The sequence below is a fragment of the Pseudomonas neuropathica genome (genome assembly GCF_015461835.1).
In the GTDB taxonomy this organism is placed as follows: Bacteria; Pseudomonadota; Gammaproteobacteria; order Pseudomonadales; family Pseudomonadaceae; genus Aquipseudomonas; species Aquipseudomonas neuropathica.
The window spans coordinates 95,440-114,496 of record NZ_JACOPX010000008.1 but is presented as its reverse complement, the minus strand read 5'-3'; the positions used below and the strand labels follow the sequence as shown (position 1 = coordinate 114,496).

The following is a 19,057-nucleotide window of genomic DNA, read 5'->3' as shown; positions in this document are numbered from 1 at the left end:
CCTCTTAACGGTTCTGTTCCGGATTCCACTGGGCATACCGCTGACCGCGCAGGAACTGCCACAGGCCAAGACTCATCCCGGCGAGGGTGACCAGCAGAAACGCGGCGAGGCGGAAGGGTTTCGGCAAGCGGTGTTGCGAATCCAGCAAACCGGCAATTGCGATGGCATAGCCAAACAATTGCGCGATCAGGGCCAGGCGGTAGAAACCATGGTCGTCCCACAGCCAGAAGTTGCTCAGCAGCAACGGCAGCAACAGGACCGGCGCCAGGCGGCGGATCAGTTTGTGGCTGATCAACGCAATCGAATACAGGCCATATTTCAGCGGATTGAGCAGCTCGCGGCGCTGGGCGAGGCTTTGCAGACCGCCGACGGTGACGCGTTGGCGGCGGCGGAATTGCTTGTCCGCCTCATCCACGCCATGGTCGATCACTTGCGCTTCAGGCACGTAGACGATGCGCTTGTGCGCCACCGGTGCGCAGGTGCTGATAAAGAAATCGTCGTTGACCTCGGCCGGCACGTTCTGGAACAACTCGCGGCGCAAGGCGAGCAGGGCGCCGTCGGCGGAAACCATGCAGCCGGTGCGGTTCTCGACCCGGCGCAGCCAGCCTTCGTAATGCCGATAGAGGCTGTCGCCGACGCTCAAGCCGCCGCCGGTGACCGGAATCACCATGTGTCCGGCACAACCGCCGACATTCGGATCACTCAGTGGCGCGAGCAAATACCCAAGGGTTTCGCGCGACCATTGGTTGTCGGCGTCAGTGAACACCAGAATGTCGCCGGTGCTGAGGGCCACGCCGGCATTCAGCGTCGCCGCTTTGCCTTGGCGCGGTAGATCGAGGACGGTGATTCGCGGATCAACGACCTTGTGTGCGCAGGCCACCGTGTCATCGGTCGAGCCGTCACTGGCCAGAATGATCTGCAGCGAGGCCGGCTGGTAATCCTGCGCCAGCAAGGTGCGCAACTTGTGTTCGATGTGCCGCGCCTCATTGTGCGCGGCAATCACGATGCTGACGCTCAATGGCGGCGCCGGCGTGTGACGCCAGGCCGGGAACAGCGGCGCCAGAATCGTCAGCAGCAGCGGGTAGCCCACATAGGCGTAGACCGGCAGCAACAGGCACATCCAGAAAATGAATTCAGCCACGGGCAGGCCTCCTGGCGTTCCAATGACACAGACTCAAAATGAACGCGGCGCCGGCCAGGTGCAGACGCACCCAGTGCAGCCCCCACAGTTGCAGGGTCAGACCGATGTTCCGGTGTTTGAAGCTTTGGCGCAGGCTGAGCACCAGCCCTGGCAGCAATGTCAGGCTGACCATGACGATCGCGTGATGCGGAAAGCCGTCGAGCAGCGCTGAAATCGCCAGAAAGTCCAGCAACCACACCAGCAGCGACAGCATCGGAAAACGCAGCAGGCGCAGGCTGAAACCGTGGGTGCGCAGCAATTGCAGATGGCTGCCCTGACGCCACAGTTCCTTGCCCATCCATTCGCGCCAGTTCATTTCGTAACCCCAATGCAGGGCGACGTTGTCGTTGATCGACAGCAACCGCGCACCCTGTTCGTGCAGGCGCAGGGTGAATTCCTTGTCCTCGCCGGTGCGCAGGCTTTCGTTGAAACCGCCGACCTTGTCGAACCAGCCCCGGCGCATCAGCAGGTTTGAGCTGGGCAGCCAGTCAACGACGTGGGACGCCTGCGACGAAGCGCGCGCGGTGCGGCGTTGCCAGGCTGTGGCGTACCACGGCGCTTCGGCGGGGGTGTGCAGATCCAGGCCGAAGACATCGGCCTGGCCGCTGCCTTCAATGTCGAACAACGGCTTGAGCCAGCTCTCCGGCATTTCAATGTCGGCGTCGATAAACGCCAGCCATTCACCCGTGGCGACGGCCGTGCCGCGATTGCGCAGGGCGCCGATCAACAAACCCGGCTGCACCAGCACCTGCGCGCCGAACTGGCGGGCGATCTGCGGACCCTGATCGCTCGAGCCGTTGTCGACCACGATCAACTCGCACTCGACATTGGCCGCGTGGGCAGCTTTTTGCGCGGCAAGCAAGGTGCGGCCAATGTGCCGCGCCTCGTTGAACATCGGGATGACGATGCTGATGCGGCTCATGCCTTTGCCTCCGTGCTCAGGGGCGCCTGCTCGGCTTTCAGGCGCAGGACGCTGGTCATGGCGAGCATGATCCACACGTATTTCTGGTTCGGTGCGCTGAGGAACATCAGGAACAAGGTCAGCGACAGAAAGCTCACACCGAGGTGGGTCATCATGTCGGCCTGATGCCATTCGCGGCGCAACATCCACGCGGCGCGTGCGCGAATCAGGTTGTACAGACCGAGGCCGAGCATGCCGACGAACAACAGCCCGGCAGGTACTCCCAGCTCACTGAAGATTTCCAGATAGGTGTTGTGCGCGCGTCGATAGAGGTCGCCGATTTTGCGGTTGGCCGAAAACGCCTTGGCGTAACCAGTGGTCGCGTAGTGCAGCGGAAAGGTGCCGGGGCCGGAGCCGAGCAGCGGGTTCTCGCGGATCATCTGACTGCCGACGACGATGTACGAGGCGCGGCGCCCGAGGGATTCGTCCTGAGCCTTGGAACCGGCGCTGAGAATACTCAGGGACTGGATGCGCGCCATATAACCGGCCGGCATCGCGTAGATCGCCAGCGGAATCACGATCGCCGCGCCAAGCATGGCGAAGCCCAGATGCCGCGGGCGAATCCGCGTCAGTTGGGTGCGGTAATGCCAGCAGCCGATCAGCAGGCTCAGCGCCAATACGACCAGCCCGGAGCGCGATTCGGTTTTGGTCATGCCGCCCAACAGCAGCAGGCAGCAACCGCCCCAGAACAACCGGTGCAGCAGGTTCGGGCTGCGGATTACCAGTAGCAGCGCCAGCGGAATGGCAAAGGCGATCAGCAGGGCGAACGCGTTGGGGTCTTCAAGCAGTCCGGCGGCGCGACCCTGATCCTGAAATTTGGTCGAGAACATTGCCATCGCACAGGTGGTGCTGACGGCGAGGGTGACCAGCCGGGCGAACAGATCGAGGTTCAGCTCGCGGCCGATCAACAGGGTGATGACAAACAGAATCAGACCGACGCTGAGCTCGCGCAGGTGGCCGAGCGACATGCCCAGGTCATCGGTGTTGAGCAAACTCAGAAAGTACAGCACCAGAAACCAGATCAGGAAGCGCCAGATATTGCTGCGCAGACGCTCCGAGGGAATCTGGTGCAACGCCAGTTGCAGCATCAGGATTACCGCCAGTGAAGCACCGATCAGCTTGCTGCCGGAGAACGACGTGTCCTTGAAGAAGCCCTCGAACGGCACCAGTGCGGCAATGCCGAGCAGACCCCAGGTCGGCTTGCGGTACAACACCGCAAAACCCACCAGGCCCAGCACCGCCCCCGGCGCCAGAAACGGATAAGGGCTGGCCAGCAAACCGATGCAGACCAGACCGAGCAGACTGACGATCGAGAGCGGGAAAATCATGCGCGTGCCTCCCGTGCCGTGCGGATGTACAGCTGCGACCAGCGCTCAGCGAGCGCCTTGAGGTCGTAGCGATCCTGTTGTGTGCGTTTTGCGTTGTCGCGCAGTTGCCGGGCCAGCTTCGGCTCGCTCAGCAACGTGTCGAGCTGACGGGCGAGGGCGGCGCAGTCGGCCGGTGTGGCGAGTAAGCCGTTGTGCCGGTGTTCGAGCACATCGGGAATGCCGCCGACGCCGAACGCCACCACCGGCACCCCGGCCTGCATGGCTTCAAGCAAAATCATTGGTGTGCCTTCGGTGCGCGAGCTGATCACCAGCGCATCGAGTTGCCGCCACCACGGTTGCATGGCGATCTGATAACCGGGCAAACGAATACGTTGCTGCAAACCGGCATTGTCGATCCGCGTCTGCAACACTTCGCGTTCCGGGCCGTCACCGAGCATCACCGCATCCAGTTGTGGATGCTGGTGACACAGCGGAATCAGCGCATCAAGAAACAGATCCGGGCCTTTCTCGCTACTCAAGCGGCCGACGTAACCGACCAGCCAGCGCTGCCGATCCGCGTCAGGCACCAGCGCCGCAGCGGCTGGCAAACCATTGGGGATCACCTGCAATTTCTCCGCGCGGACGCTGGCCTGACGGTGCAGCGCGGCGATGCTTTCCGCCACGCAGACCACCCGATCCACCGACGCCGTGCGGCACAGTTGCAGACTCAGCCAGGTGTAGAACTTCTGCTTGCGACTGCGCGGTGTGAAGCCGTGCTGGGTGATCACCAGCGGCAGTCGCATCAGGGTTGCGCCGACCCAACCGAACAACAGCCCTTTGAAGTTGTGCGTATTGATCAGCGGTTTTTCACTGCGGCGCTGACGCAGGTACTGCAGCAATTCTCCGAGTCCGGCGCAGCCGCGACAGTCGACCCCGGCCGTGCGAAAGCGCGCGATCAGTTCAGGCGGCGCGTCGAGGAACAGCACCTGATGCTGACCCGGTGTCGCCAGACAATGATCCAGCAACATGCGCTCGGCGCCATAGAAGCCGCCGCTGCTGAGCAAATGAATGATCGGCAGCGCGGCAGTCGGGGAGGATGCGGTGCTCAATTGCGCACCCAGTGCAGGAAGCTTGGCACCGTCCAGTTCTTGTGCGGATTGCTCGGCAGCGCGTTCTGGTCGTTGATCACCAACAGCACCGGCAGACCGAGTTCGTGGCTGATTTGCGCCGGGTGTTTGAAGCGGTGATCGAAGAACTCACGCACGTAGACCAGGGCAATCGCCAGCAACAACCCGGTGAACAAACCGAATGGAATGATCAGGCCCGGTTTCGGGAACGCTGCTTCGGTCGGTTCGAACGGCGGGCTGAGCACCCGGGCGTTGGACAGATCGTCGTTGAGCGCGCCGGTGGTGCTGCTTTCGGCGAAACGCTGGGCGTAGGTCGAGAAGGCGGCGTGCAGCGCATCGATTTCGGTGTCCATCTGCCGCAGCTTGCTCTGGGTCTGCTGCAACTCGTGGATGCGGTTCTTGAACTCGGCGATGCGCGCGGTTTTCTGATCGATCACTTGCTTGACCACCGCCAGATCGTTGGTGCGCTCCTGGATGCGGTTGCTCACCACTTTGAGGAACTGGCCACGGGTGCGAGCAATCTGCTCGCGGGTCAGCAGCATCGGTTCGCTGCCGGGCTGGAACACCGCCAGGTCATTCATGTAGCGGCTGACCTGGGTGGTCAGTTGTTCGCCCATCTGTTTGATTTCCCGATCTTCGAACGCCACGTTGTCGACGGTGGTGGTGAAGGTGTAGGGGAAGGTGTAGTCGTTGAGCTTGTTGTTGCTGGCCGCAGCCAACGCGGTTTTCAGGTATTCGAGCCAGCGCTGGCTCTGCAACAGGCGATCCTGATACAGGTTCAGGGCTTGCTCTTCGGTGTTGATCGCGTTGAGGCGGAAGGTGATTTCTTCCTTCGGATCCGACGAGCCGACACTTTCCAGCAAGGCTTGGCGATTGCCTTCCAGACCGTCGAGGCGCACCTGGTAGAGATGCTTTTTCGACTCATAGAAGGACTGCGGCAAGTCGATCGACTGCAAGGCCTGACGGCTGAACAGATAGTTCTGCAGCAAGGCTGAAACAAACGTCGTGCCCTGATGCGGATCGGGGAAGCTGTAGATGATCGAGATCACGTTGGAGCCGGGCAGGGTCTCGATTTTCAGGCTATCGATGGCTTGCTGGGTGAAGGCGTCGAGCGCGGTGTCACGCACCGGATCAGTCTCAAGTCCAAGCACGTTGCGCACCGGGTTGATCACGTACTGGCGCAGCGGCGAACTGACGTAGCGCTTGAACGGCTCGGCCACCAGTTTGCTGAAGATGCCCGGCGAAGGTGTGTATTCACCCTTGTCGCGCAGTTCGCTGATGGTCTGACGGATCAGCGCCGGCGAGCGGAGGATATTGCTCTCGGTTTCCATGTCCGCCAGCGACGGCGGAATGAACGTGGCGTTGTCCACCGTGAGTGACGTGGTGGCGTCACCCTGGGAGAGTTTTTTCGACTGCACGATGACCTGCGCGGTGATATCGAAGCTCTGTTTGAGCACCAGCGGCAGGAGCAGGGCGATGACTGCAAAGATCAGGAAGACCCGTTTCACCAGTTGTTTGTTGGCGAAGAAGATCCTGAAGAACTCATGCAGGTAGTTTTCCTTTGGATTCATGTCGGTCACCTGAGAGTCAGTTGTTGTTGCTGTCTTTGTTGTCGACGCGGTAGCCGAAGCTGAACCCGACACCCTGGAACAGCACCACATCGGCCAGTTGGCGAGCGAGTTCGCCGGCGCTGGCCAGTTTGGTTTTTGGCACGAACAGCATGTCGTCCGGTTGCAGGTAAGCGATTTGCGAGGCATCGCCGGACAAGGCTTTTTCGACGTCGTAATGCACCGCCTGCACCTGATTGCCATTGCGGCGCATGATCACCACCGAATCCAGGCGCGCCTTGACGTTGGTGCCACGGGCCAGAGTCAGTGCTTCAAGCACCGACACCGGCCGGCGGATCGGGTAGGAACCCGGTTGACCGACTTCGCCCAGCACATAGATTTCGTTGCCGGCGGTGGATTTCAGCAGCACGTCCACGGTCATCCGGCCCGGCAGTTGCGCGTATTTCTGGTTGAGGAAGGTTTCCAGTTGATTGACGGTCATGCCTTGCAGCGGCACGGCGCCGATTTCCGGGAAACTTGCGTAGCCGTCAGTGCCGACGGTGATCTCGCGGCTCATGCCGGTGGCCGGGTGGTTCAGCGCGCTTTTCAGGTTCTGCTCATTGGTCAGCGGGCTGATGATTTGCACGGTCAGCTGATTGCGGTTGGGCTGGAACAGTTGCTTGCGCTGATAGGCACGCTGGATTTCTTCGCGGGCCTGATCGCTGGTCAGCCCGGCAATTTTCACCGAGGTGTTGGCGCCCGGCAGTTCGATGGTGCCGTCGGGCAGCACCAGTTGATTGCCGTTGAGCTGGCTGGCTGCGGTGAAGTTCAGGCCGATCTGATCACCCGACTGCACACGGTAGGCGTCCGAGCCGCTGGTGCTGATATGGAAGATCACGTCGAGCACGTCCTGCGGGCGCAGGGTCTGCTCGATCTTCGGCATATCAGTGGCCTGGGCGTTGGCCGGGGTGGCGGTGAGAATATTCACCGGCATGTTCTGGGTTTCGGAGGTGCTCGAGCAGCCTGCAAGCGGCAGCATCAGCAGCACAAGAATCTTGGCGTTCATGGCGTCATCCTTCGCGTTCGCTTAGAGGTTTTTGTAAAGCCATTTGGGCATGTAGTACTTGCGCCGGTTGAACACGCTACCGACCACTTTGGCTCCGGCCTGAGTCAGGCGTTGCACGGCGGCCTGGGCGGCTTCCCAGCGGGTGTCTTCGGCGCGTACGACAAACACCACGCCGTCGACCTGAGTGCTGATGACCAGCGTGTCGGCAGCGGAATACACCGCGTCGCCGTCGATCACCACGAAGCGGTACTGGCTGCCCAGTTGATCGAGCAACGGGCTCAGGCGCTCGGCGGTCAGGTGTTCCATGGTGCGGATCGGCCGGCCATTGGGCAGCACATGGAAGGGCAGGCTCGACACCTGCACCACGCAGTCCTGCAACAGCGGCGGGTTGTCCGGGTTGAACAGCAGGTCGCGCAGGCCGCGCTCCTTGCTCAGGTTCAGTTGCTGGGTGAGGTTGCTCGCTGACTGGCTGGCATCGACCAGCAGCACCTGGCCGCTGCTCATTTGCGCGAGTTGGCTGGCCAGCGCCAGGGCACTGGTGGTGGTGCCGGCGCCGGGATTTGCGGCGGTCAGGAACAGGATCCGCAGATCAAGATCCAGCACGGTCGAGGTCAGGTTCGATTCGCTGGGATTGGCGATGCTCAGGCTTTTGTTGGTTGAACCGTCCATTAGCTTGCTCCGTGGCCGCTGAATACTTTGAAGGGGGTTTTCAACAGAATCTTCAGATCAAGCAAAAGGCTCTGCTCGGCGATGTAGCTGAGGTCCAACTCAACGCGCTGGTCGAAGTCGATATTGCTGCGTCCGGAGATCTGCCACAGGCCGGTCATGCCGGGGTAGATCGCCAGACGGGCGAGGTGATTGTCCTTGTAGCGGTAAGCGTTGAATGAGGTCGGGCGAGGGCCGACCAGGCGCATGTCGCCGGTCACTACATTGATCAGGTTGGGCAGTTCATCGAGGCTGGTGCGCCGCAGGAAACCGCCGATGCGGGTGATGCGTGGGTCCTGGTCAATCTTGAAATCGATGGCGTCGGCACCGTGCTTGTTGAGGTGGCGCAGCGACTCTTTCAATTCTTCGGCGTTGGCGACCATGGTGCGGAATTTGTACATGCCGAACTTGCGGCCGCGGTAACCGGTGCGCTTTTGCACGAACATCACCGGCCCTGGGCTGCTGAACTTGATGACCAGTGCCAGACCCAGCAGCAGTGGCGAGATCAGCACCAGAATCATAAGCGCACCGAGGCAGGCGACCACGCGGTTGGTGCGTGACAGTTGCCATGGGCGACCGCCGTCGCGGCCAGTGAACCAGCCGCGACCCTGGCGATGAATCGCCGCGTCGAGACGCATTCGGTGCTCGGGGTCAACGCGCTTGTCACGGCGCATTTCCTGGATCGGCACACCTTTCTCATGTCCAGTCATGGAGTCCTCCGCATTAATTCAGCCGCGAGCGGCGCGTGGGCGATAGGCAGTGGGGTAGTAGTCGCGGAACCAGGCGATGAATCGCGCAAGTCCCTCATCCAGCTCGATCCGGGGCTGAAACCCGGTGGCCTGGGCCAGGTCGCTGGCCTCGGCGCAAGTGTTGAGCACGTCGCCCGGTTGCAGCGGCAGCAGCTCGACAATGGCTTTCTGGCCGAGATGTTTTTCCATCAGCGCCAGATAGGTTTTCAGCTCGACCGGATGCTGCCCGCCGATGTTGAACAGCCGCCACGGCGCCATGCTGCTGGCCGGGTCGGGCTGCTCGCGATCCCAGTGCGGGTCGGCGTGCGGTGGGCATTCGGTGAGGCGGGCGATGCTTTCGATGATGTCGTCGATGTAGGTGAAATCGCGCTGGTGCTCGCCATAGTTGAACAGCTTCAGTGGCTCGCCTTCGCTGATCGCCCGGGCAAACTGGATCGGCGACATGTCTGGCCGGCCCCAAGGCCCGTACACGGTGAAAAAGCGCAGGCCGGTGCAGGGAATGCCAAACAGGTGGCTGTAACTGTGCGCCATCAGCTCGTTGGCTTTCTTGGTCGCGGCGTACAGCGACAGCGGGTGATTGACGCCGTCCTTGACCGAGTACGGCGTGTGCTGGTTGGCGCCGTACACCGAGCTCGACGAGGCGTAGATCAGATGCTCGACCGGGTGATGCCGGCAGCTCTCGAGAATATTCAGGAAACCGTTGAGGTTGCTGTCCAGATACGCCTTGGGATTGTCCAGCGAGTAACGCACCCCGGCTTGCGCGGCGAGGTGAATCACCACTTGCGGCCGTTCGCGGACAAACAGCGCGTCAATGGCCGAGGCATCGGCCAGGTCAACCGTGACGAGCTGGAAATCGCCGGCCTGCTCACGCACCCACTGCACGCGGTCGTGCTTGAGTTGCGGGTCGTAGTAGGCGTTGAAATTGTCCAGACCGACCACTGAATGCCCGTCGCGCAGCAGCCGCAACACGCAATGGGCACCAATGAAGCCGGCCGCACCGGTGACCAGCACCTTCATGGCCGTAGTCCTTCAGGGGCAATGTGACGTAGACCGATGCCGCTGTAGTGCAGGCCAGCGGCCGCCACTTGTTCCGGGTTGTACAGGTTGCGGCCGTCGATGATCACCTTCGAACGCAGCTTTTCGGCGAGCAATTCGAAATCGACCACACGGAAGTTTTTCCACTCGGTGCAGATCACCAGTGCGTCGGCGTCTTCCAGGGTGTCGTCGCGGGTGGCGCACAGGTGCAGATCGTTGCGGTAGCCGTAGAGGCGCCGGCATTCGGACATCGCTTCCGGATCATAGGCTTGCACGCTGGCGCCTTCGGCCCACAGCGCATCCATCAAGTAGCGGCTGGGCGCTTCGCGCATGTCATCGGTGTTGGGTTTGAATGCCAGGCCCCAGATCGCGATGGACTTACCGGCAAGGCCTTGCGGGAATTGCGCTTTCAGTTTGCTGAAGAGTATGTGCCGCTGCAGGTCGTTGACGTCGGTGACGCTGCGCAGCAGTTTCAACGGCATGCCGTTGTGTTCAGCGGTGTGCAGCAGCGCGCGCAGGTCTTTGGGAAAGCACGAGCCACCGAAGCCGCAGCCCGGATAGATGAAGTGGTAACCGATGCGCGGGTCAGAACCGATGCCTTTGCGCACCGCTTCGATGTCGGCGCCAAGCAGCTCGGTGAGGTTGGCCAATTCGTTCATGAAGCTGATGCGGGTGGCCAGCATCGCGTTGGCGGCGTACTTGGTCAGTTCGGCGCTGCGGTTGTCCATGAACATCAGTTTTTCGTGATTGCGGCAGAAGGGTGCGTACAGCTCGCTCATCTGCTCGCGAGCTGCGTCGTCACGGGTGCCGACGATGATCCGGTCCGGGCGCATGCAGTCGGCGAGGGCGCTGCCTTCCTTGAGAAATTCAGGGTTGGAGACCACCCGTACGGTCAGACCTGCCTTGTCGCGGCGCTGCAATTCGCTGTTGGCGGTGGCCAGCACCTGATCGGCCGTGCCGACCGGCACCGTGGATTTGATGATCAGCGTGCGATCGGCCTCCATGTGCGAAGCGATTTGCCGGGCGACGTTGAGCACGTGGCTGAGGTCGGCAGAACCGTCCTCATCGGCCGGGGTGCCGACGGCGATGAAGATCAGCTCGGCATGCTCGACCGCATCGCTGGCCTGGGTGCTGAACAGCAGACGGCCGGCCTTGATGTTCTCTTCAAGAGTGCTGGACAAACCTGGCTCGCTAATTGGCGGCACCGCTTGTTGCAGTTGTTTAATCTTGTTTGGGTCAATATCCACGCATAAAACGCGATGACCGACATCTGCAAGTGCGGCGGCTTGTATTAATCCAACATAGCCCGTGCCAAATACGCTCACGTCCATCTGCGCACCCTCGATAGAGCGGAAAGAAGAAGTTCGAAATGAGACTGTCAAAAGGGGTATAGCGCAGGGTTTGAAACGCGTGTCAGCAAAATGACATGTTGCACCTGTATAACAGCCCCAATTTTGGGGGCGATTGGCCATCAAGTGCTTGCTATTGCTGGATTTGTCCCGTGCTTGACGCTTTTTTCACATTTCAAAGAAAACGATGGACGGTCGAAGGCCGCGAATTTAAAGGCTTTCAGCAACTTGAGTGTGTCAGATTTGAGTCATCGGTTTTTTGACGCTTTGTCAGAAAGTCAGCCATTTCTTGCGCTTTGATGGCCGGGTGCTAGTGTCAGATTTTGACCGACAAACTCTTGACCCTTTACGGTTTTTGCCCGACCGGAATTGCCATGTTTCGATATCTGAAAGAACTGCTTTTAGTTATTTATTTGCTGCTTTATTCCGAATATTACATTGATCGGTTAAATGCTATCGGCTTCGGTTTTGCTGTACTTCTTTTTGGCGCGATGTTTTTGGCGCTTACTTTAGCGTTATATCTAACGGCCTATATACGGCAAACCCTCATACGACATTTATTCGCATTGGCGATGTTCGCCTCGGCGGTATTTTTTGATGTATATACCCGCGTCACCGCGGATTACCTGAGCTACAGCAGCTTCGTCTCGCTGGTGTATTCCGGCGGCTTCATCCAGGAAGCGGCGTACCAGTATCGAGACGCGATCCTGCACGGCGCCCTCAGTGGTTTGCTGTTGCTGTTCGGCATCGGTCTGAAGCCTCGCCACGGTTTGTCGATTCCCAACGCGTTGCGTGTGGCGGCACCGCTGTGCGGCGTGTTGCTGCTCAGTACGGTGTTGTTTTTGCGTGCGGGTGAGGGCGCCCGGGGTTTGCCGATCATGTACACGCCGCTGGCCTACCTGAACCTGTTTGCCTACGAAGCGCTGCACAACACCGTCGGCCCGCGCGAACCAGTGACACTGACGCGCACCTCGCCAGCCGTCGGTCACGATATTGTGCTGATCATCGATGAAAGCATCTCCGGCAATTATCTGGACATCAACGCGCCGTTCGGCGTGCACAGCAACCTCAAGCAGGCGCATCCCGGTGTCGACATCTTCAATTATGGCTACGCCGCGTCCATCGCCAATTGCAGCGCCGACACCAACGTGACCCTGCGTTACGGCGGCACCCGTGCTGACTACATGCGCATCAACAGCACACTGCCGTCGATCTGGCAGTACGCAAAAAAGGCCGGGCTGCGTACGGTATACATCGATGCCCAGCGCACGGCTGGCAATCTGCAGAACCTGATGACTGATACCGAGAAGAAGGACATCGACCAGTTCGTGCAATTCGACCAGACCAGCGTGCGCGATCGCGACATGGCGGCGGCAGCGAAGCTCATCGAATTGCTCAACGACGACCAGTCAGAGCTGGTGGTGATCAATAAGGTCGGCGCGCACTTTCCGGTGCACGACAAATACCCGGATGCGTTCATGGCCTACCGCCCGACCTTGCCGCGCGGGCAGTTCACCGAGGTGGCCGATACCGGCGAACGCACAGGTTTCAACGGCCAGCCAGACGATTGGGTGCTGTATCGCAACGCCTACAAGAACACCGTGTTGTGGAATGTCGGCGAATTCTTTGCGCGGGTGTTCGCCCAGGGCAATCTGAACAATGCGTTGCTGATCTATACGTCTGATCATGGCCAGGATTTACACGAGCGCGGTAATCCGGGCCTGAACACCCATTGCGGTGGCGATCCGGTGGAGGAGGAGGGGCTGGTGCCGCTGGTGGTGATTCAGGGCAGCGATCTGAAGACACTGGACTGGTCGGCGCAACTGGCGGCGAACAAGGATCGCTCCAGCCACTACAACATCTTTCCGACGTTGCTGCAGTTGATGGGCTATGACCTGGCGGGGATTGAGGCGCTGTACGGCAAGCCGCTGACGGTGCCAACGGCGGATGAGTTCACCTTCAACTACCGCTTCAATGCACGGTTGGGGGCCAAGCCTGAGTGGAAGCATATTGATCTGGGCAGCATTGTCACGCCGTCGCAGGCGCCCACCAGTGTGGCGGCGGGGCAGTGAGTTTCAGCTTGTCCGGGTTGACGCTTTCGCGAGCAGGCTCGCTCCTACATTTGGAACGCGATCAACCTGTGGGAGCGAGCTTGCTCGCGAAGGGGCCGGTCAATTCAACGCTGAGTTCAAGTCGGTCATCGCCATCCGCTATCCTTGCCCCACACTGACCGATCAGGTGGCGGCATGCTTCGTGTTGAAAACGTCTTCAAAAGCTATCTCACCCCGCAAGGCCCATTGCCGGTGCTGCAAGGCGTCGACCTGACGCTGGAATCCGGCAGCAGCCTGGCACTGATGGGCGAATCCGGCAGTGGCAAAAGCACCTTGCTGCACCTGGTGGCCGGTCTCGACAAAGTCGACAGCGGCAGCATTCGCAGCGGCGAGCATCGGCTGGAAAACATGAACGAAGCGCAACTGGCGAACTGGCGGCGGACGGAAATCGGTCTGGTGTTCCAGCAGTTCAACCTGATCGGCAGTTTGCGCGTCGAGGACAATCTGGCCTTTCAGGCGCGCCTGGCCGGGCGCCATGAGCCGCGTTGGCAGGCGCATCTGGTGCAGCGTCTGGGCCTGGGCGATTTGCTCAAGCGTTATCCCGAGCAACTTTCCGGTGGCCAGCAGCAGCGGGTCGCGTTGGGCCGGGCGCTGGCGTCGCAGCCGAAATTGCTGCTGGCCGATGAACCCACCGGCAGCCTCGACGAAGCCACCAGCGACGAAGTCCTGCGGCTGTTGCTGGAATTGCTCGATGACACGCCAACCACTTTGTTGATGGTTACCCACAGCCCGCGCGTCGCGGCCCGATTGGCGCAGCGAGTGGTGTTGTCCAGTGGACGGCTGACGTGATCGTTTTCCGTCAGACCCTGCGCGCGCTGCTCAGCCATTGGCAGCGCCATCCGGTGCAGTTCTTCAGCGTGCTGACCGGCTTGTGGCTGGCGACCAGTCTGCTCACTGGCGTCGAGGCGCTGAACAGTCAGGCGCGTGACAGCTACGCGCGGGCCAGCCAGTTGATCGGCGGCGAACCCCAGGCCAGTCTCAGTACGCCGAACGGCGCGACGTTCACGCAGCAATGGTTCGTTGACCTGCGCCGACAGGGCTGGCCGGTGTCTCCGCTGCTGCAGGGTCGGTTGCTGCTCAAGGGCCATGAAGATCAGCGCCTGCAACTGATGGGCATCGAGCCGGTGTCATTGCCGGCCGATTCCGCAGTGGCCGGGCAGGCGCTGCCGATTGAGCGTGTCGTCGAGTTCTTCACGCCACCGGGCAGTACCTGGATTTCACCGGAAACCTTGCAAGCGCTGGGTCTGCGCGAAGGCGACACGCCGCAAACGGCTAATGGACTGCGCTTGCCACCGTTGCTCGCGCAAAAGGACATGGCGCCCGGCCTGTTGCTGGTCGACATCGGCGTCGCGCAGACCCTATTGGAACAACCCGGGCAATTGTCGCGGCTGTTGTTGCCCAAGGATTTCCACGGCGAGTTGCCCGCCGCGTTCAAAGGTCAGTTGCAGCTCAAAAGCAGTGGCGAGGAAAACAATCTGACGCGACTGACCGAGAGCTTTCACCTGAATCTCGATGCCTTGGGTTTTTTATCCTTCGTGGTGGGCTTGTTCATCGTCCACGCCGCGATTGGCCTGGCTCTTGAGCAACGACGCGGTCTGCTGCGTACGTTGCGCGCCTGCGGGGTCAGCGCGCGGATGTTGATCGTGTGTCTGATCTTCGAACTGGGTGTGCTGGCGCTGATCGGCGGATTGTTCGGTGTGATCAGCGGTTATTGGTTGGCGAGTGTCTTGCTGCCGGACGTCGCCGCCAGCTTGCGCGGTTTATATGGCGCGGAAGTGGCGGGGCAGTTGCGCCTCAGTCCGTGGTGGTGGTTCAGCGGCATCGGCTTGAGCCTGCTCGGGGCTTTGTTGGCCGGGGCCAATAGTCTGCTGCGCGCCGCCCGTTTGCCGTTGTTGGCCGTGGCGGATCCGCAAGCCTGGCATCAGCAATATGCGCGCTGGCTGCGTCGACAAGGTTGGCTGGCGGCAGTGCTGGGTTTACTGGCCTTGGTGGCGTTGATCTGGGGTGACAGTCTGGCCAGCGGTTTTGTCCTGATGGCCGGGTTGCTGATCGGCGCCGCGTTGGCTTTGCCGGTGTTGCTCAGCGCGCTGCTGAATCAGTTGCTCGGGCGCAGTCGCTCGGTGCTGGGGCAGTGGTTTCTTGCCGATTGTCGTCAGCAATTGCCGGCACTGAGCCTGGCGCTGATGGCGTTGCTTCTGGCGCTCGCCGCCAACATCGGTGCCGGCAGCATGACCGCCGGTTTTCGCCAGACCTTCGATGACTGGCTCGAACAACGCCTGAGCGCCGAGCTGTATATCAACCCGAGCAATCCGGCACAGTCGCGGGAAATGTACAGCTGGCTAAAGCAGCAGCCGAACATCGCGGCGATTCTGCCCAACTGGCAGGTCGCGGTGACGTTGCAGGGCTGGCCGGCCGAAGTGTTCGGCATCATCGATCACGCGCATTATCGTCAGCACTGGCCGCTGCTCGATGCCGTTGGCGGCGATCCGTGGGCGCATCTCGCGACGGATGATGCGGTGATGCTCAGTGAGCAAATCGCCCGACGCCTGAAATTGCACGTGGGTGAACACGTGGCGATTCCGACACCCAATGGCCCATGGTCGCCGCGCATCGTTGGCATCTACGCTGACTACGGCAATCCCAAGGGCCACTTGCTGGTCAACATCCATCACCTGCTGCGCGGCTGGCCACAACTGACGCCGAACCGTTTCAATCTGCGCATCGAGCCGCAGAGCATCCCGGGATTTTTAGCTGCATTGCAGACGCGTTTTCAACTCGATGACAGTCGCATCGTTGATCAGGCGCGGCTCAAGGGCTGGTCGGTGCAAGTCTTTGAACGGACCTTTGCGGCGACGGCGGCGTTGAACAGTTTGACCCTGGCGGTGGCGGGTGTGGCGCTGTTCATCAGCCTGCTGACGCAAAGCCAGAGTCGCCTCGGTCAACTCGCACCGCTGTGGGCGTTGGGCGTAACGCGGCGGCAATTGATGCTGCTCAATCTTGGTCAGACCTGGCTGTTGGCGGTGCTGACGCTGGTGTTAGCGTTGCCGCTGGGGATCGCATTGGCGTGGTGCCTGGATGCGGTGATCAACGTGCAGGCGTTTGGCTGGCGACTGCCGTTGCGGGTGTTTCCGTGGCAATTGCTGCAGTTGATGGGGTTGGCTTTGCTGGCGACGTTGCTGGCGTCGGCATGGCCGCTGTACTCGTTGTACCGCACGCAACCGGCGGATCTGCTGAGGACTTTTGCCCATGAGGATTAACCGCTTTGTGCTGCTGGTTTTGCTGCTGCTCGGCGGTTGCGATCAATCGGCGCCGGAGCAGAAGGGCTTCGCCGGAATGGGCGATCAGGCGTTGGCGTTTACGCCGGTGGTGCCGGGGCGGGTGTTCAGTTTTCCGGCGGATCATGGCGCGCATGAGGGGTTTCGCATCGAGTGGTGGTACGTCACCGCCAATCTCAAGGATCAGCAGGGCAATGAGTTCGGCGTGCAGTGGACCTTGTTTCGCAGCGCTTTAAAACCTGTGGCGGAGACGGCAGGGTGGGGCAACCAGACGATCTGGCTGGGGCACGCGGCGGTTACTTCCTGCACGGTGCACCACGCCGCCGAACGTTACGCCCGAGGTGGAGTAGGGCAGGCCGGCGTGCGGCTGGCGCCGTTCGAGGCGTGGATCGATGATTGGCGGTTTGCCAGTCAGGCGCAGGATCTCTTGAGCGACCTGCAACTCAGCGCTCGCGACAAGGATTTTGCCTATCAGCTGCACCTCACTTCCAGCCGCCCATTGGTGTTGCAGGGCGACAAGGGCTTCAGCCAGAAATCCGAAGAAGGTCAGGCGTCGTATTACTACAGTCAGCCGTTTTTTCAGGCCAGCGGCACGTTGCAGATTGACGGACAGAGCTACACCGTCAGCGGCCCGGCATGGCTCGATCGCGAATGGAGCAGCCAGCCTCTCACCGCCAATCAAACCGGCTGGGACTGGTTTTCCCTGCACCTCGACAGTGGCGAACACGTGATGCTGTACCGCATGCGCCAGAAGGATGGCGCGCCGTATCTCACCGGTACCTGGATTGCTGCCGACGGTCAGACGCAAACACTCAGTAGCTCGCAGATCCAGCTCACCCCGCAAACCACTGCCCAGGTTGCCGGTAAGTCGTTACCCGTAAAATGGTCGATCAGCATCCCCGAGAAACACCTCGACATCAGCCTCGACGCGCTCAACCCCAATGCCTGGATGAACCTGCGCATCCCCTATTGGGAAGGCCCGGTGCACATCAGCGGCAGCCATCCCGGCCGGGGCTATCTGGAAATGACCGGGTACTGAAAGGTATCCGCAAATCCCTGTAGGAGCTGCCGAAGGCTGCGATCTTTTGATTTTGCTTTTAAAAAACAAGATCAAAAGATCGCAGCCTTCGGCAGCTCCTACAATGGATCGGTTTGAACTCGGCTTGCTGTGTTGTCCTCTATAGAGAAACCTGTCGAGGATTGGCCATGAGCGACGACCTGCAACCCACAGACATGACCACTTGGCAGCGTCTGTTCGACGACGAAACCTACTGGCAGCAATCCCCCGACGCCCACTACTTCGACCTGCAGCGCATCGCCGACGACCTGCTTGGCCAGGGCGCCATCGACCTGGAGCAATGGCAACTCCTGCGCGCCAAGGCCGACGATCTGCACAAGGACTCGCCGGCGATCAACGTCGCCCGTGAACTCGACGACCCCAAAGCCTGAGGACAACCCCATGAAACCCATCACCCAAGGCGAACACCCCGACGAACCCCGGCCACCTGGCGAGATCGAACGTGACAACGACGCGCTGCGGCCCACCGATCCGAAACAGCGTGAAAACAATGGCAATGGCACGCCCAGCGGCGAATCCACCGCGCAAGACACCGCCAAGCAACAAAGCTCGCCGTCACAAACCAAAGCCAAGCCCTGAACTGCGTCTATGCTCAGTGGCACGCTCGTCGCCGAAGTCGATTCGGCGGCGAGCGCTGCCATTCATCACAGGGAAAGTATTGATTATGAAGCTCGACGCACTGGCCAAGGCCATCACCCTCGCAACCGTACTGTCCGCCACCAGCTTCGGCGCTCTGGCTGCCGATATCCCGCTGTCTGCCACTGTTGAAGCCGATCAGGTCACCACCAAAGTGATCTCCGTCGATGCCGCCAACCACCAGGTTGTGCTCGAAGGTGCCGAAGGCAAGCCGGTTCACATTCAGCTCAGCGACAAGGCGAAAAACCTCGCCAATCTGAAGGCCGACGATCAGGTCACCATCCAGGTTCAGCGTTCTGTCGCCGCTTACCTCGACACCGATGTGGATAAAGGTCTGCCTGGTACCACCGAACGTACCGGTGAGTTGCGTAAGGCTCCGGGCAGCGATAACCCGGGTGGCGAAGCGTACCGTCAGGTTCAGGTGCAATTGAAAATCACCAAAATTGATTTGAAGACAAATCAGGTGACCCTGCAAAACCCGGCGGGCGTGTCGAAAGTTCTCGACGTGAAAAAGCCTGAAATTCAGGCCAAACTGAAAGATCTGAAAGAAGGGCAGAGCGTTATTGTCACTTACACCGATATCTTAAAAGTGACCAGTCAACACGAAAGTTGAGCTTTAACTCTACAGGGTGACTGCTCTTGTACAGTTTTTGTATGAGAGTAGTCATACTATTAGTGTGATTTGACCTCATTGAAAGTTTCATGAAAGGAATCGCCGATAAATATCTATTAACGTTTCCGTACATAAATTTCATATTCAAGAATGAGGACATAAGCGCCAACTTCTATTAAAATCCACCCCGTTCGCCCAGTGTCAGGGCTCTTTACCGGTGCATGGATTGCCAGGCCATTACACTGGGCGAACACCTCTTCGGAGTGAATGTATACAATTTCTGCAAACAAAAAGGGCGACTTGATAGTCGCCCTTTTT

General features: G+C 60.3%; 17 protein-coding genes. 7 read left to right on the top strand and 10 right to left on the bottom strand.

Annotated features, from left to right (window positions below):
- Positions 1-4: 4 nt before the first annotated feature.
- Genes H8F23_RS13265 through H8F23_RS13220 form a run of 10 tightly spaced genes read right to left on the bottom strand, consistent with a single transcriptional unit; the run spans position 5 to position 11,008 of the window.
- The gene (locus H8F23_RS13265; RefSeq protein WP_194934670.1) at positions 5-1,141 is read right to left on the bottom strand and encodes a glycosyltransferase family 2 protein; all 1,137 of its coding nucleotides are present in this window, start codon (positions 1,139-1,141) and stop codon (positions 5-7) included.
- Entirely contained in the window at positions 1,134-2,102 is a 969-nt protein-coding gene (locus H8F23_RS13260) for a glycosyltransferase (RefSeq protein WP_194934669.1), read from the bottom strand. The genes H8F23_RS13265 and H8F23_RS13260 overlap by 8 nt, the downstream gene beginning before the upstream one ends.
- Positions 2,099-3,469 carry an O-antigen ligase family protein gene (locus H8F23_RS13255; RefSeq protein WP_194934668.1) on the bottom strand — a complete coding sequence of 457 codons (1,371 nt, stop codon included), beginning with the start codon at positions 3,467-3,469 and terminating at the stop codon, positions 2,099-2,101. Before H8F23_RS13255 ends, H8F23_RS13260 begins: the two co-directional genes overlap by 4 nt.
- Entirely contained in the window at positions 3,466-4,557 is a 1,092-nt protein-coding gene (locus tag H8F23_RS13250; RefSeq protein ID WP_194934667.1) for a glycosyltransferase family 4 protein, read from the bottom strand. Before H8F23_RS13250 ends, H8F23_RS13255 begins: the two co-directional genes overlap by 4 nt.
- Positions 4,554-6,146, bottom strand: a complete 1,593-nt coding sequence (locus H8F23_RS13245; protein WP_194934666.1) for a GumC family protein — start codon at positions 6,144-6,146, stop codon at positions 4,554-4,556. Before H8F23_RS13245 ends, H8F23_RS13250 begins: the two co-directional genes overlap by 4 nt.
- A gap of 16 nt (positions 6,147-6,162) precedes the next feature.
- Positions 6,163-7,188 carry a polysaccharide biosynthesis/export family protein gene (locus H8F23_RS13240; RefSeq protein WP_034152566.1) on the bottom strand — a complete coding sequence of 342 codons (1,026 nt, stop codon included), beginning with the start codon at positions 7,186-7,188 and terminating at the stop codon, positions 6,163-6,165.
- Between the two features lie 21 nt (positions 7,189-7,209).
- Positions 7,210-7,857, bottom strand: a complete 648-nt coding sequence (locus H8F23_RS13235) for a CpsD/CapB family tyrosine-protein kinase (protein ID WP_093439152.1) — start codon at positions 7,855-7,857, stop codon at positions 7,210-7,212.
- A complete protein-coding gene (locus tag H8F23_RS13230; protein WP_194934665.1) occupies positions 7,857-8,603 on the bottom strand; it encodes a sugar transferase in 747 nt (248 codons plus the stop codon). Before H8F23_RS13230 ends, H8F23_RS13235 begins: the two co-directional genes overlap by 1 nt.
- An 18-nt stretch (positions 8,604-8,621) precedes the next feature.
- The gene (locus H8F23_RS13225) at positions 8,622-9,659 is read right to left on the bottom strand and encodes an NAD-dependent epimerase (protein WP_194934664.1); all 1,038 of its coding nucleotides are present in this window, start codon (positions 9,657-9,659) and stop codon (positions 8,622-8,624) included.
- Positions 9,656-11,008: a UDP-glucose dehydrogenase family protein gene (locus H8F23_RS13220; RefSeq protein ID WP_194934663.1), complete on the bottom strand. Its 1,353-nt coding sequence runs from the start codon at positions 11,006-11,008 to the stop codon at positions 9,656-9,658. The genes H8F23_RS13225 and H8F23_RS13220 overlap by 4 nt, the downstream gene beginning before the upstream one ends.
- Before the next feature lie 392 nt (positions 11,009-11,400).
- Here H8F23_RS13220 and H8F23_RS13215 point away from each other — a divergent pair, with 392 nt between their 5' ends.
- The 7 genes from H8F23_RS13215 to H8F23_RS13185 all read left to right on the top strand — a co-directional run bounded on the left by H8F23_RS13215 (position 11,401) and on the right by H8F23_RS13185 (position 18,739).
- The gene (locus tag H8F23_RS13215) at positions 11,401-13,098 is read left to right on the top strand and encodes a sulfatase-like hydrolase/transferase (protein ID WP_194934662.1); all 1,698 of its coding nucleotides are present in this window, start codon (positions 11,401-11,403) and stop codon (positions 13,096-13,098) included.
- A 174-nt stretch (positions 13,099-13,272) separates the two neighbouring features.
- Entirely contained in the window at positions 13,273-13,926 is a 654-nt protein-coding gene (locus H8F23_RS13210; protein WP_099758613.1) for an ABC transporter ATP-binding protein, read from the top strand.
- A complete protein-coding gene (locus H8F23_RS13205) occupies positions 13,923-16,394 on the top strand; it encodes an FtsX-like permease family protein (protein WP_194934661.1) in 2,472 nt (823 codons plus the stop codon). Before H8F23_RS13210 ends, H8F23_RS13205 begins: the two co-directional genes overlap by 4 nt.
- On the top strand, positions 16,384-17,451 hold the full coding sequence (locus tag H8F23_RS13200; RefSeq protein WP_194934660.1) for a lipocalin-like domain-containing protein: 1,068 nt from the start codon (positions 16,384-16,386) through the stop codon (positions 17,449-17,451). Before H8F23_RS13205 ends, H8F23_RS13200 begins: the two co-directional genes overlap by 11 nt.
- Positions 17,452-17,618: 167 nt before the next feature.
- Positions 17,619-17,861: a hypothetical protein gene (locus H8F23_RS13195; protein WP_194934659.1), complete on the top strand. Its 243-nt coding sequence runs from the start codon at positions 17,619-17,621 to the stop codon at positions 17,859-17,861.
- Positions 17,862-17,871: 10 nt separating this feature from the next.
- The gene (locus H8F23_RS13190) at positions 17,872-18,069 is read left to right on the top strand and encodes a hypothetical protein (RefSeq protein ID WP_194934658.1); all 198 of its coding nucleotides are present in this window, start codon (positions 17,872-17,874) and stop codon (positions 18,067-18,069) included.
- A gap of 85 nt (positions 18,070-18,154) precedes the next feature.
- Positions 18,155-18,739: a hypothetical protein gene (locus H8F23_RS13185; RefSeq protein WP_194934657.1), complete on the top strand. Its 585-nt coding sequence runs from the start codon at positions 18,155-18,157 to the stop codon at positions 18,737-18,739.
- Positions 18,740-19,057 lie beyond the last annotated feature (318 nt).

What these genes read in the sequence shown, in the direction of transcription:
- H8F23_RS13190 (WP_194934658.1), top strand. Translation starts at nt 17,872, where the DNA reads ATGAAACCCATCACCCAAGGCGAACACCCCGACGAACCCCGGCCACCT.
- H8F23_RS13230 (WP_194934665.1), bottom strand. Translation starts at nt 8,603, where the DNA reads ATGACTGGACATGAGAAAGGTGTGCCGATCCAGGAAATGCGCCGTGAC.
- H8F23_RS13195 (WP_194934659.1), top strand. Translation starts at nt 17,619, where the DNA reads ATGAGCGACGACCTGCAACCCACAGACATGACCACTTGGCAGCGTCTG.
- H8F23_RS13260 (WP_194934669.1), bottom strand. Translation starts at nt 2,102, where the DNA reads ATGAGCCGCATCAGCATCGTCATCCCGATGTTCAACGAGGCGCGGCAC.
- H8F23_RS13215 (WP_194934662.1), top strand. Translation starts at nt 11,401, where the DNA reads ATGTTTCGATATCTGAAAGAACTGCTTTTAGTTATTTATTTGCTGCTT.
- H8F23_RS13225 (WP_194934664.1), bottom strand. Translation starts at nt 9,659, where the DNA reads ATGAAGGTGCTGGTCACCGGTGCGGCCGGCTTCATTGGTGCCCATTGC.
- H8F23_RS13255 (WP_194934668.1), bottom strand. Translation starts at nt 3,469, where the DNA reads ATGATTTTCCCGCTCTCGATCGTCAGTCTGCTCGGTCTGGTCTGCATC.
- H8F23_RS13185 (WP_194934657.1), top strand. Translation starts at nt 18,155, where the DNA reads ATGAAGCTCGACGCACTGGCCAAGGCCATCACCCTCGCAACCGTACTG.
- H8F23_RS13235 (WP_093439152.1), bottom strand. Translation starts at nt 7,857, where the DNA reads ATGGACGGTTCAACCAACAAAAGCCTGAGCATCGCCAATCCCAGCGAA.
- H8F23_RS13200 (WP_194934660.1), top strand. Translation starts at nt 16,384, where the DNA reads ATGAGGATTAACCGCTTTGTGCTGCTGGTTTTGCTGCTGCTCGGCGGT.
- H8F23_RS13220 (WP_194934663.1), bottom strand. Translation starts at nt 11,008, where the DNA reads ATGGACGTGAGCGTATTTGGCACGGGCTATGTTGGATTAATACAAGCC.
- H8F23_RS13210 (WP_099758613.1), top strand. Translation starts at nt 13,273, where the DNA reads ATGCTTCGTGTTGAAAACGTCTTCAAAAGCTATCTCACCCCGCAAGGC.
- H8F23_RS13245 (WP_194934666.1), bottom strand. Translation starts at nt 6,146, where the DNA reads ATGAATCCAAAGGAAAACTACCTGCATGAGTTCTTCAGGATCTTCTTC.
- H8F23_RS13240 (WP_034152566.1), bottom strand. Translation starts at nt 7,188, where the DNA reads ATGAACGCCAAGATTCTTGTGCTGCTGATGCTGCCGCTTGCAGGCTGC.